General features: G+C 52.6%; 9 protein-coding genes and 1 tRNA gene. 5 read left to right on the top strand and 5 right to left on the bottom strand.

Going from position 1 to position 13,375, the window contains the following annotated elements; genetic code table 11:
* The first annotated feature begins 205 nt into the window (after positions 1-205).
* Together V6584_RS07680 and V6584_RS07675 are read left to right on the top strand one after the other, a co-directional pair.
* Positions 206-2,839 carry an AAA family ATPase gene (locus V6584_RS07680; protein ID WP_340470043.1) on the top strand — a complete coding sequence of 878 codons (2,634 nt, stop codon included), beginning with the start codon at positions 206-208 and terminating at the stop codon, positions 2,837-2,839.
* Positions 2,839-4,992, top strand: coding sequence for a UvrD-helicase domain-containing protein (locus V6584_RS07675; RefSeq protein WP_340470044.1), 2,154 nt, complete (start codon positions 2,839-2,841; stop codon positions 4,990-4,992). The genes V6584_RS07680 and V6584_RS07675 overlap by 1 nt, the downstream gene beginning before the upstream one ends.
* 251 nt (positions 4,993-5,243) lie before the next feature.
* On the opposite strand, the gene V6584_RS07670 is transcribed toward V6584_RS07675, so the two are convergent.
* Positions 5,244-7,286, bottom strand: coding sequence for a trypsin-like peptidase domain-containing protein (locus tag V6584_RS07670; protein ID WP_340470045.1), 2,043 nt, complete (start codon positions 7,284-7,286; stop codon positions 5,244-5,246).
* A 297-nt stretch (positions 7,287-7,583) separates the two neighbouring features.
* Here V6584_RS07670 and tgt point away from each other — a divergent pair, with 297 nt between their 5' ends.
* The 3 genes from tgt to V6584_RS07655 all read left to right on the top strand — a co-directional run bounded on the left by tgt (position 7,584) and on the right by V6584_RS07655 (position 11,060).
* Positions 7,584-8,882, top strand: a complete 1,299-nt coding sequence (gene tgt, locus V6584_RS07665) for a tRNA guanosine(34) transglycosylase Tgt (RefSeq protein WP_340470047.1) — start codon at positions 7,584-7,586, stop codon at positions 8,880-8,882.
* 183 nt (positions 8,883-9,065) lie between these two features.
* A tRNA-Leu gene (locus V6584_RS07660) sits at positions 9,066-9,148 on the top strand.
* 721 nt (positions 9,149-9,869) lie between these two features.
* Positions 9,870-11,060 carry an AIPR family protein gene (locus V6584_RS07655; RefSeq protein WP_340470048.1) on the top strand — a complete coding sequence of 397 codons (1,191 nt, stop codon included), beginning with the start codon at positions 9,870-9,872 and terminating at the stop codon, positions 11,058-11,060.
* A gap of 455 nt (positions 11,061-11,515) precedes the next feature.
* Here V6584_RS07655 and V6584_RS07650 read toward each other — a convergent pair whose 3' ends face one another.
* The 4 genes from V6584_RS07650 to V6584_RS07635 all read right to left on the bottom strand — a co-directional run bounded on the left by V6584_RS07650 (position 11,516) and on the right by V6584_RS07635 (position 13,311).
* Positions 11,516-11,752 carry a hypothetical protein gene (locus V6584_RS07650; protein ID WP_340470050.1) on the bottom strand — a complete coding sequence of 79 codons (237 nt, stop codon included), beginning with the start codon at positions 11,750-11,752 and terminating at the stop codon, positions 11,516-11,518.
* Between the two features lie 267 nt (positions 11,753-12,019).
* Positions 12,020-12,142 (bottom strand): ATP-binding cassette domain-containing protein, encoded by a 123-nt coding sequence (locus V6584_RS07645; protein WP_340470051.1) that lies wholly within the window; start codon positions 12,140-12,142, stop codon positions 12,020-12,022.
* The gene (locus V6584_RS07640) at positions 12,139-12,645 is read right to left on the bottom strand and encodes a P-loop NTPase family protein (protein ID WP_340486363.1); all 507 of its coding nucleotides are present in this window, start codon (positions 12,643-12,645) and stop codon (positions 12,139-12,141) included. Before V6584_RS07640 ends, V6584_RS07645 begins: the two co-directional genes overlap by 4 nt.
* Before the next feature lie 384 nt (positions 12,646-13,029).
* Positions 13,030-13,311 carry a metal-sensitive transcriptional regulator gene (locus V6584_RS07635; RefSeq protein ID WP_340470053.1) on the bottom strand — a complete coding sequence of 94 codons (282 nt, stop codon included), beginning with the start codon at positions 13,309-13,311 and terminating at the stop codon, positions 13,030-13,032.
* Positions 13,312-13,375 lie beyond the last annotated feature (64 nt).

The following is a 13,375-nucleotide window of genomic DNA, read 5'->3' as shown; positions in this document are numbered from 1 at the left end:
GCCTTGCCGCCACCTCCAGCTTATTATCCATGTTGGTCTGCAGATAAGTAGACACAGCGAGCAGTAAGTGCTCATACGACAATGTGGCTTTAACATTTAATTCATGCCTTTAAGAAATAATGAACGGGTGTCTATCGTTGTAAGTAAAGTTTATTCATGTCAGTTCAGTTGAAAAACAAGGCTATGCCGCCTGGGGGAAACTAATATGAATATAAGCAAGATGCGCATTAAAGGATACCGTCGTTTCAAAGACACTACCCTAACTTTCTGTTCTGAGCCAACCGACAAAAGCGGAGATGCTCAGAGAGATCACGGTACAACCGTGCTCGTCGGCTCAAATAACAGCGGGAAGACTTCAATCGTCGAGTTGATTCACAACATGCTGGACAAACGGAATCAAGCTAACGTCTCTACACGTTTTCCATTTGATGATTTCAACCTTGATGAACGCAAAGAATGGTTGGAGTACTGCCGTAATCAAATTAACCAATTTCTTCTCTCCAACACATCTCGTCATGCACCCCAAGAACAAGTTCATCTGACAGATTCTGATGAGCAGGCAACGGGTTCTGAGCCCGATTCACCACAAAAAAACGACGGAGATAGCCACAATGATGACACAAACGACAAATCTCCGGAAGATGAGCTCGCCGCTGTAATTAGAAATCTCCTCTCCGGGACCGACAAACCTCAACAGCTGGACGAGGAGAAAGACAGACAAGGCATCGAGTCACCTGAAGTTGTTGCAGATTTCACAATTGACTATACAGACCAGGACGATCTTAGCGAAATAATTGTCTATCTACTCTCTTTTGAGGCAAGACCTACAAGCGTTAACTTCCGATACGTAATTAGCGCCGATCCCTCGAGGATAAAAAATCAAGACCTTGATGCCAAATTCAGGGTTAGTGCCAAACGCATCATGCAGGTCAAAGACGATAATGAGAAAACCAGAAATCCAACTATCGACGAAGTGATGATTGACATCTTCATGTATTGTATGGTTGAAGATGTATATTATTGCGATCCGCAATTTCGGGACTTTATACCGATTGATTCTATCAATGCTTTCAAGAACTTGTTCAACTGCCATATTATTTCAGCTAAGAGAAACCTGGATGATACCGCTGGGGATCATACCCATGCATTGAGTTCGAAGTTGATAAATCTAGTTTCCAACAACCCTGAATGGGCCGAAATCATGAATAATATGCGCAATCAAATTATGGTGATTATGCACCGACTATGTTACAGCCAAGAAATAGTTGAAGAAGCCCAAAAACGTCTGAACCCTGTTATCCAGCAAATCAGCAGCACCAACGGAGGACGCGCGGACCGACTTTTCCTGAACGGCAAGATAACCGAAGATTCGATTCATCAGTTCCTTGATGCAAGCACAGTAGCAGAGTTTGGAGAAGAAGACTCGGCGTTAGGGGAAAGCTCGCAAGGCCTTGGTTACAGCAACTTGATACTTATCATCCTGGAGTTCCTGGAGTTCCTGGAAACCTGCAAAACAAGCACTGGCAAAGTCAACTGCATCATTATCGAAGAGCCGGAATCCCACATGCATCCACAGATGCAGTGTGTCTTCATTCGCTACATATTCCAGGAAATGGATACTTACATAGCCATGTGTGCAGACGGGCCAGCTGATCTCTATCCTCCCACCTGCCTAATCACAACCCACTCCACACAGATTGTAAGAGAATCATCCATATCACAGATGCGAATTTTACGACAAACCGAAGCTCACCTTACAGACATTATCAATCTTATCGAAGAACTTCGCATAGCTGAAAACGAACCTACAGGGAACAACCTTCAGAAGCCAGGTTCTCTGGACAACAAGTCCAATCAGACAACGGATTGCGATAAGGACCAGACGACGAGTAATACGTCCGGGGAAGCAACTGTTAATGCAGACGCAATCAGAAAACCGCTCGGAAATTCCGAAAACAATCGCCGCTGGTATGAGATACTCTTCGATTTAAACTTTGCAGACATAGTATTCGCCGATAAGGTGATCCTCTTCGAAGGCGACACTGAGCGCATGTACTTACAAGCGCTTATTCGCAAAGTCGGCGTAGACGATAACCAGAAACAATATAGCTTTTTAGACAACCTTCGAAAACAGTACATATCCTATGTACAAGTTGGAGGACGTCACGCATTTGCCTATATCAGGCTGCTCGATATTTTGAAAATCAAATCTGTTATTATCACCGACATTGACTATTCCAAGAGTGTGTATGACAGGATGAGAACCGCCAATAAAACTGATCATGAATTGGAAGCAGCAAATAAGGACTCAAATGATGTAGTAAACGCCGTAAAGCAGTCTGAAGTCACTAACCCAACTATTAACCGCCTCATTCATAACGGGAAAACTCAGGGGAAAAAGAAGAAAACACTTCACGTGTCCGATGTTTATGCTGCCTATGAAAACAGGTCCGGCATATATGAGATTCCCAACTGCCAAGTGGCAGTCTCGTGCCAAACAGATAAAGATGGATACGCGAGGACCCTCGAAGAAGCCATGCTTTGCACCTTGTTCCAACTCGACAATGTTTTTGTAGCGAAAGAGAAGTCATACTGGAGAGACAAGCGGGATGAATTAATGTTAGGGATGAGCTGCGAAGCTAATATGCCATTCCCGATACCTAAGAAAAGTACGAGTATCTGCATACATGATGTGGTTGACAGCATATCCAATGGCGGAAAGACCGATTTCATGTACTCAATTATTCTGTCAGGCAAGAGCTTGAAGGCAATGCCGCCGTATATAGAACATAGCCTGCGATGGCTGTCACAAGATACCGATTGCTCGAAGGAGGGCTGATGACTAGCGTTAATGAAACTGGCAAAACTCCGGTAGAAGAACCACCGCTGCTCACTCTCGTTAACTTGCCTGCCGGCAGCGGCAAGACCACAGAAATAAAGCATCTTATGAGTGAGTACAGGCAGCAGCATATCCATGACAGAATACTTGCTATAACCTATACCAACCGCGCTCGAGATGAGCTCAGGAAAAATCTTGGAGAGGACTCGCTCATCTACATTTCTACTATTCACTCCTTCATAGAATCAGAGTTCTGCCCATTATTCGTCTGTAAAGAGGTAAGAGACTGCTACTTCAAATGGTATGGGGACTCCATCAAGCAGTATCTAGAAAATCCGAAGTACCACGAAAATGTCAATAGGTATAGAGAGAAATTCGGTGTCGAGCCTTCTCTGGAAGAAATCAGAAGAAGGACACAGTTGATTCAATATTCCCATAGACAATTTGGCAGCAGGCTTTACTCATCACTCAGTCATGATCAGTTATTAGACTTCTTCTGCCGCTTGTGCAAAGAATTTAGAGGATTCCGCGAGAGAATAGGCAAGAAATATAAACTAATTATTGTTGATGAATGTCAGGATACTAATCCAGAGGTGTTAAACACGCTAGCAGACATCGCCAAAGAATTCCACATTGCTATGCGCATCTATGGCGACTTAATGCAGCAAATCTATAATAAAGATGAAAATCGATTAAGCCAGGTACTCAATCGATTCGAGATTGATGAGAGATCAATAACAAATCATAGATCTCGCCCTGCCATCGTGAACATGCTCAACAAGCTTTATAATGACCACACTCTGGTTCAGGATTGGGACCACACGAAATACCCGATTAAAAGAGTTGAAGACGACACGGAAACTATACTGCAATTAATCGTTTCGCGGGATTCCGAGCGGAGTCTTCGCTCCATGCAATCAGCTGCTGACGATAGAAACCCCATAACGTTAGTTGTGGTAAACGATGAGCGTTTCAATGAGCTCGGCATTGGCGAGCTTTTCCGCCATTATTCGAAGTGCAAGGAATATAGCTTTGGGAGCGAACACAGTGCTTCCGAAATATTGCTTCCATCTTATTATGATGAGGCTGTAGACGATATTGATAGATTTATTCTCACCTTAGTGAAAATTAATCGTCTGCTAAATCCAGGCACGCAGAACAACAGAGTGGGAGCAAACACACAAGAGGAAAGAAACAAAAGCATAAATGAAGCACTCCGCTTGGCTGGTGGCAAACAAGCTCACGGCCTCTTCAACCAGAGAAAGCTATCTACTCTCAAGCAAAGCGGGACGGGCCCATTGCTATTTTCCGATTTACAGAATTACTTAGACGCTCTTGCCGCTCAAGCAGCTGAGGCGGAATCAGATGAAACTGTGGAACATTTGATTGAATCAGCCAGAACAGAAAATGATCTAATAGATCGTGACTGGTATCAACAGCTCACGCAAGAGGACGATATATATACGAATGTGAAAGACCTGCCATGTCAACAATTCAGCCGACAATTTGATTTGATCGGAGAACCTCAGCTCTTGTCAGCTTCAACCCAGCACGGAGTTAAAGGGGAGAGCCATGATTCTGTTATCTTCATGGCCCAAGACCACCTTGGTCACCCACCCATCCTACGCATGTACGATTGCATAAAGCTAATATGTCAAGGAAAGAAATTCAACCTCCAATACCTTCTAGGTAAGCAGCAAAGCATCGAACAATTGGCCCAAGCCACATGGGGAGAAGAGGGGATTCAGCCGATTATCAAACAGGATAATTTTGTGCGCAAGTATCACGACGATTCAGAATCATGTGTGCGCTTTGCCTCGGGCATTAAGGGACTGTTTGCAGAAACAGAGACAGATCAACTTCTTTATAATATAACAATGAAAAGTCCCGTCGAAAGGTTCCTCCATATAGCAAGCCGGCAACAAGGGGAAGGGGTCCCCGCTAACATCTTGAAGAAAATGGGCAATGTTGGCTTGGCAATTCCGCAAATCACCGCAGCTTTCCGCTTACTTTATGTGGGTTGCTCCAGGGCCATGAATAGCCTTTACATCATTTTGGACAAATCCGACGTGGATGACCATTTCCCAGGCGAAGATTATTCCTGCTTAAAAGATAAATTTAAAAACATGGGATTCCAAATCGTCGAACAGTAGAGCTGAATAGAATAGAATCGCTCTCGTATATACCTCTCACTTATGAAGGGTGTGACAGGCATCATGATAACTGGGGGAAGACTAGGGGGCTTTGCCAGGCTGATGCTTGGCAAAGCCCTCCATACAGTCTATTTACAATGTCATTTCATCTGGTCTCGACCGCTTGAGTGAATCTACAGCTGACAAGGCGGACGAGCACAGAAGGATGACTGCTGACAGGCTGGTGCAAACTGGCAGTCACTCTTCAACGGTCACTCATCACCGAAACCGAAGGGGTTGAAGAAGTCATCGTCTCCGTTGTCACCATCGGAGCCGTTGCCCTTGCCCTGTGAACCGTCACCGTTCTGATCCTGGTTCTGGTTCTGGTTCTGCTGGTTGCGCTTGTTGCTGTTGGGGTCCTTCCTCGGGGTACCGTTGACGGCCTCTTCCTCCTTGTCCAGGGTGACATTCAGGTCCATGGTCTTGCCGTCGCGTACGACGGTGACCTTGGCCTGGCTGCCCAGGGAGGCGGCACGGACATAGCCGAGCAGGGAGAAGTTGTTGTTGACCGCGTTGCCGTTGAAGGCGACGATGGTGTCGTTGGCCTTGATGCCGGCCTTTTCGGCAGGGGTGCCCCTGTTCACCGTCATGACCCTGGCTCCTCCGCGGGTCACGCCGTCTGCCTGGGCGGTCCCGCTCTGGATGGTGATGCCCAAGGCCACGTGCTTGGCCTTGCCGTCCTTGATGATCTCGTCGGCCACCCGCTTGACCAGGTTGGAGGGGATGGCGAAACCGATGCCGATGGACCCGGCCTCCGAATGGGAGTTTGCCGTGGAAGCGATCGAGGAGTTGATCCCGATGACCTTGCCGGCCACGTTGAAGGTGGGACCACCTGAATTGCCGGGGTTGATGGCCGCATCCAGCTGGACGGCGTTGGTGACCACAGGGGTGCTGTTGGTCTCGTCCATCACCGTCACGGGCCGGTTGAGGGCGGAGACGATACCTGTGGTGGCCGTGTTCTCATAGCCCAGGGGGTTGCCGATGGCCATGACGTTCTCACCGACCGCCAGTTTGTCCGAATCCGCGAACTCGACGGGCTTCAGGTCGGACGGGGGGTTGTCCAGTTTGATGACCGCCAGATCGGCGGTGGTGTCCGTTCCCAGCACCTGGGCCGAATACATCTGGCCGTTGGACAACGTCACCTGGATCTTGTTGGCCCCGCTTACCACGTGGTTGTTGGTCACGATGTGACCTGCCGTGTCGATCACGGCGCCAGAACCCGCACCCACGGCATTGTTGAGCTCCGTTTGGATGGAGACGACCGAGGCGGAGACGTTCTTGCTGATGGCCTGCCAGTCGGGGGCCTGACCGCCCTCGACCTTGGCCGTACCCTGACCGGCGTTGTTGGAGCTGACGCCCCCGAGGTTGGATGACCCGGGGACGGTGACCCAGCCGTTGGCTATGGCGGCCCAACCCAGAATCAGCACGAGTATGCCGGCCACAAAGGCCGATATGACCGCTGTGACCACATTGCCACCGTTATGGCCTTGGTGCCCCTGCTGGCCCTGGCCGCTGCCGCCGAAGGGGCCGCCGTATGGAGGAAGCGGACCCTGGCCGCCGGCCGGGTTGCCGGAAGCCACGGGGTTGTAACCGCCGGGGGTCTGGCCCTGGGGTGGATAGCCGTTGCCGGGATTGCCCTGGTTGCCATATGGCTGGCTGTATCCGTTGTAACTGCCATAGCCGTTGTAGGCGCCGTAACCTCCGTAGTTCCCGGCCTGGCCCCCGTACTGACCCGTGGACCCCTGGCCACCCTGGCCACTGCCCGCACTGCCCTGGTTGCCGCCAGTTGAGGGCTGCCCGCCATCAGCCGGTTGAGTGCCGTCGGCCCCCTGCCTGTTCGTCCCTTCAGGCGCGTACGCGCCGTAGAGGGGGGCCGGGCGGTAATAAGACTGGGTGGAAGTCCCTTGCTCTTGGCCGTCTCCGGTCTGGGACGGCTGCGCCGGGCCATCCGCCCGGACGGGTTGACCCTCCTGGGTGGGCTGACCTGTTTGCGGCTCCGGGGCAGGCGACTGGGTGGTCATCGGGTCCAGCTGAGTGGTCGGACGGTCACCCCCGTCTGTCTCGTCGGACCGGTCCGGAGAGGGATTGTAACCCTGGGTCGGAGACTCGCCGGCCCCGCTCTGGGCTTCCGGCCCGGCCTGTCCGTCCGCCCAGGGGGTCTGAGCACCCGCCGCTCCGCTTTCGGCAGGGGCCGGCTGTGCAGGCTGGTCCCCTCCCTGAACATCCCAGGGATTGGTCTTGTTCTCTTCAGCCATTCCTGCTCCTTCGGATCACTTCGTGTTCTCGGATCGCGACCGGCTTCGGGCTACCGCTCCCCAACCAATGGCCGTACGCGACGATTATACCTGCCAAAGCCGCTTCCGACCGGGTCCCACCACCCTCAGCCGATCTTTATGATGGTATCCACACTAGGGCAGGGTGACTGAAGGTTTCCTGGATGTCCGATGAAAGCGAAGTCCCCTTTTTCTACCTGTTTCATGTCAATCCGTATTGACGGACTCCACCCGCCGGGCCTCAGGGCAGATACGGCACCCCTGGTTACGATTGGAAGCATGAGCTTCATCGACAACCCCCTGGGGGCAGCGCCCGGCCAGCCCGGAGACCGGTCGGCCTTCCGATTCGAAACAGTCACACGTCTGGATGACGCCCCCGATGGCCTGGGCAGGGAGGGGAGACGGTACGGCCGCACTGGAATCATCCACACCCCCCACGGCGACATCCACACCCCGACCTTCATACCCGTGGCCACCCAGGCCGCCATGAAGGCGGTCCTGCCCGAACAGATGCGCCAACTGGGCGCCCAGGTGTTACTGTCCAATGCCTTCCACCTCTTCGAGCGCCCCGGCGAGGACGTGCTGGATGCGGCCGGAGGTCTGGCCCGCTTCATGAACTGGGACGGCCCCACCTACACAGACTCAGGCGGTTTCCAGGTCCTGTCCCTGGGGGCGGGCTTCAAGAAGACCCTGGCCATGGATGTGACCGGGATGAAGTCGGACGACGTCATCGCCGAAGGAAAGGAGCGCCTGGCCTTCGTTGACGAGGACGGTGTCACTTTCAAGTCACCCCTCAACGGGTCCGAACACCGCTTCTCCGCCGAGATCTCCATGGGGATTCAGCACAAGATCGGGGCCGATGTCATGTTCTCCTTCGACGAACTGACCACCCTGATGAACACCCGCTCCTATCAGGAGGAGTCCGTGGAACGCACCTTCCGGTGGGCCCGCCGCTGCGTCGCCGAGCATGAGAGACTGACGCAGGCCCGCACGGGCAAGCCCTACCAGGCCCTCTTCGGAGTGGTGCAGGGGGCCAACTACGAGGACCTCCGCCGCCGGGCCGCACGGCAGATCGCCTCCCTGGACTTCGACGGTGTCGGCATAGGAGGGGCCATCGAAAAGCGCCTCCTGGGCCAGACCTGCGCCTGGATCTGCGACGAGATGCCCGAGTCCCGTCCCCGCCATGTGCTGGGCATCGCCGGGGTGGACGACATCTTCGCCGGGGTGGAGAACGGCGGCGACACCTTCGACTGCGTCTCCCCCGCCCGTTGCGGCCGCAACGGAGCCGTCTTCACCCGTGACGGCCGTTGGAACATCAAACGGGCCCAGTTCAAGACGGACTTCCGCCCCATAGAGGAGGACTGCGACTGCTACACCTGCCGCCACTACTCCCGCGCCTACATCGACCACCTCCTCAGGGCCCGCGAGTTCAACGGTTTCACCCTGGCCACCATCCACAACGAGCACTTCTTCGTCCGCCTCCTCGACGAAATCCGCGCCTCGATCGACGGCGGCTACTTCGATGAGTACAAGAGGGAGACCCTGGCCCGTTTCTACGCCCACGGATCCAGGGGGTGACAGGAGATCGGGTCCGGGCCCGGATCCGGTCGAAATGGCATCTGATGCACGCCGGACTGGTGAGCGGGCCGGCCGGCCTCCGCCACTGACCTCTCCTAAGCCATCCGCCGTCTGGACCTCAGGGAGGCCAACACGCTCCTCCTTGCACTTATAGGTATATCGTGCTAGATTCTCTTCTTGTTTGCGAACGTGGCGGAATGGTAGACGCGCTGTCTTCAGGTGGCAGTGAGCGAATGCTCGTGAGGGTTCAACTCCCTCCGTTCGCACGAAACAGAAGCACCGGGCAGTGACCCGGTGCTTTTTTGTTCCGTGGGCAACCGCCGGAAAGATCCTGCCAGGCATACCCCCGACCCACCCCGACCGGCCCGTCAGATGGGCGCGTCGCCCTCAGCGGCAACCCAATGCCCACCAGGAAACACCACTAAAAGTCATAATTCATTTCTTTTCTTCATAGGAAGTTGCGTACTTTTAGTCTTCTGTCAGGAAGCTGGAGAGAACACTAAAACAAGGGAGTTTGTGACGGGGAAAATTCTTCAAAGAACGTAGCCGTAGTGTTAGTCATTGAACGCATTCATGATCTCATTCAAAAAGTCAGTTTGATCTACTTGTAGGGCAATGACAAGATTGTGAAGAGTGATAAGTGACGGCATGTTGAGTCCATTTTCAATGCATGCCAATGATTTCTCTGAAATCCAGTTGGGATCCAAGCCAAGATCGCAGCCCAACTCGATGAACGCATAGCGTGAGTGGATGTCTGTGAGCCGTTTCCTGTATTTTTTGATGATGCACCCGATTCTATGTGCGTCATCCTGTGAGTCCACGAGTTGTCTAACTGTCATAGCTGCAATCATATCTTAAACGCACCCAAGGTACTAAAACGCACCCTCGGGTGCATTTAAGATCATGCTATAATAGGATTCATCGCCCACCAAACAGGTGAAGATGACCAGTCAAATGACTGCATCATAAGGCGATAGAAGGAATATCATGAAAGACACATTCAGAATCAGCTCACTCAGGACTGTGAAGTCCCCTTCCGATCCCAGCGTCACCACGTATTTCGCTTGGGTCAACATGCGCAACCTGCCGGACGATATGCCAACGAAGGTCAACCCCCGAGAGGTGAACATGCGAACGACGACGGCCAAGAAGCTATTGGACGCTGTATCGAACGCCGATCCCTACTTCGACATCCATAACCGTGGCATGGTGCTGCTGGCGAACGGCGTGAAATTCGAATCCTCGAACAGTACCCTCGAGATTGACTTCGATGATGAAGAAGACCGCTACGGAGTCCTTGATGGAGGCCATACTTATGAAGCCATCAAGCAACGCAGAAAAGATATCCCCGAAGACATGGACAAGTTCGTCAGACTGGAGATATTAGTCGGTAATGATCTCGATGTTGCAGCCTTATCAGACGCACGTAATACATCTGTGCAGGTAAGTGATATCGCACTGTTCAACCTCGAAGACCGTTTCGAATTCATCAAGAAAGCAATCAAGGATCAACCATATGGGAATGAGGTCGCTTACAAGGACAACGAGGACAAACGCATTCCGATCGCCGATATCCTCCGCCTTATGTACGCCTTCAATATCGATAACTTCCCTGATGACAATACAGTACCGATATCCTCATATTCAGGCAAAGCGAGTGTTTTCAAAGATTTCAAGAACGAATTGGCCGCACATCATCTAATCACAGATGAAAACAAGCCCGACCCAAAAAATATCTATCTCAAACTCACGCCATGGATCCCGACATTTGTCAAGCTCTATGAGACCATCGAGGTAGAGCTACCTGACAAATACCGCGAGTATAAAGATGGGAAAGCAAAACTCGGAGCCGTACGTGGGATTGAGCACAAGCAAGGACAGACCGAATATACGCAGACAGGCAAGGAATACAACATCTCGTCTGGCTTCATCATGCCAATCTACGGGGCTTTCAGGGCATTGCTGAAAAATACTAGCGACGGAAAACTTGATTGGTACTTCGACCCGATCGAGGTTTGGAATTCGATCGGCACGGCACTGGTACAAAACACCTTTGATACCGATACAAATCCCAATTCCGCAGGAAAGTCGAAGACGCTCTGGCAAGCAAACTATCGTATCGTAGAGAACGAGAAGAACCGTCGCCGGATCGAACAACTCGAACAAATGCAATTCTAGAACGGACTACCTGTGGTTAGAGAAATAGCCGTGTATACAATGGCTACTTCTCTAACCATAAATCAGATATCGTGAGCAGTGATGAGATTGAAATATCCGATTCGACTTATTTCCTATCCGGCATTAAGAGACTTTTGTATTCGATAAAGTGATGCCACAACCTTGTCACGTTCGGCTCGAAGCTGCCTCAGCCCTTGTTCTCTGTACGTAGGCATGTGTTTTCGATGCGAACTTGAATGGTGCTCTGAGTGGTTTCTGACCGGCAATGACCGGTTTTGGCTGTCAACCACTCAGGACACCATTCAAGTTCTCATCGAAAATGCCGCGCTGAGAGCAGAGAACGAGGGTCTCAGACAGCTGCTCTCCGAACGGGAGAAGGTCGTTGCACTTCTCGAAAGTTCATCTAAACATGAACCGTTCTGGATGAGATTCATAAAGCAATCTAAGAAAGAAAACTAATATTGTCCTTGGTGACTAACCAGCCAGGAGTCCCAAGCACTCTCAGAAAGAGTGGTGGGGGGTTCCTCGTTAAAACAAGAAAAACCATCGTGATCGGCTATATCCTTGGCAATTTTTCCTGCGTTAGCCATCAGTGTTGTGTATTCTTCTTTGGTGATGTTCCCGGCCGTATAGCTTTTTTTGATCTTGTCTATAACAGCAGAGACTTGCCACGGGTTCTTTTTTTGTGCCATACGACCATGGTATTCCATCTTTATAGTATCCAAGTGTTATTGGGAGAAAATTGTTCATTATTAAGAAGCAAAGTTAAAAATTCAACTTCCATAGTATAGGTATATAGGGGACACCTCCTTAGCCTCACTGCTAACTGGCCTTAGAAGGTATCTGTGCATGTAAAGCCCCTCAATCTGCAAATAATCATGCAAGACCGCCTTCCGCCCGTCCCCGGGCAGGTCGCGGAAGGCCCGTAACCATTCGTCGGCCTTGTCGTCACCGACCTCCTATTCCATGACCAGGACAGGCAGGTCAGGCGGGAGATGGCCGCGGATCAGATTGAGCAGGGTTGTCTTGCCGAACCCGTTGGGACCGGTCAGGGCCACCCGGTCGTGGGAACCCAGGCTCAAGCCTGCAGCACCGGCAGAAGCACCCTCATGGGCATCAGCGCCTGCCGGCCGGAGACTCCCGACTTGGCATATTTGGCTCTCTTGATGGCGTCATGGTCGTGCCTGTCTATCCGGTTCGTGTGGCCGGAGAGGGCATCCATCTTCTGCACCCGTTGATAACGGTGGGCCTTCTCATGCATCAGACGGTCCGTCTCCCCCCTTGCCTGACCAAGGAGGGTGCGGTTGCGCAGGTCCCGTGCGGCCATCTCCTCCCGGACCTTGGTGAACCCGCCCCTGTAGGGACGGCAGACCATCTCCGTACGCCCCTGTCGGTGGACCTTCTCGAGGACAAGGCACTGCCCGCAAACGGCATCCACGAAGCCGACGTCATGGCTGATGAGGATCCCGACCCCCTCATAGGCGCGAACAGCCCGGATCAGACTGTCCCGAGTCCCCTCATCCACGTGGTTGGATGGTTCATCCAACACCAGAAGGTCGGGACGGACGGCCATGGCGCAAGCCACTTGAAGACATCCTGACCGGATGAGGGGTAGCGGAAGGACAGATCGTTGATTGTGACGGTGGTGAGGGCCATGGAAACTCCGAACTCCACAGGCACACTGCTCAAAACAGGTAAGAGAGATGGCGATGACGACGGCGACGGCTGACGGACCTTGGTGGGATCGTATGAAAGACCGGTACTAACATCTCAAGAGGCAGGCGGCATACCCCCACAAGGGCATCGAGCACGGCAGTGCGCGTCAGCGTGTGAGTCGCCGCTCCCGGCGAGTTGAAGCCAACCGCGCAGTCGTCACCTGGTAATCCTCAACGGGGTCTCCTCTATCATCAGAACCCTGGACGGTGGCAGGGCGCCCAGCCATATATGGGGCCGATTGCAACACCGACCCTCAGGACCGCACCAGTCGGGCGATGGCATCGTAGGCCTCCTGCATTTTCTCGTCCGCCTCCTCTCCCCCCTTGGCGGCGGCCTCCAGCACGCAATGGTTCATGTGGTCCTCCAGAAGGGTCAGGGCCACGGACTTGAGGGCGTTGGTCGAGGCCGCGATCTGGGTGAGGACGTCGATGCAGTAGGCATCCGACTCCACCATCTGCTCGATGGCCCTCACCTGGCCTTCGACACGCCGCAGCCTGGTGATGGTCCTTTTCTTGTCACCGGTGTATCCGGCCATGGGCAACCTCTTTCCTTCCAGCTCCGGCCTGCCCGCTCCAGGCCTCCCGGAGGGCCCGGCCTAC

The organism is Bifidobacterium favimelis (genome assembly GCF_037963085.1).
Lineage (GTDB): Bacteria > Actinomycetota > Actinomycetes > Actinomycetales > Bifidobacteriaceae > Bombiscardovia > Bombiscardovia favimelis.
This window is presented reverse-complemented; position numbering and strand designations above follow the sequence as displayed.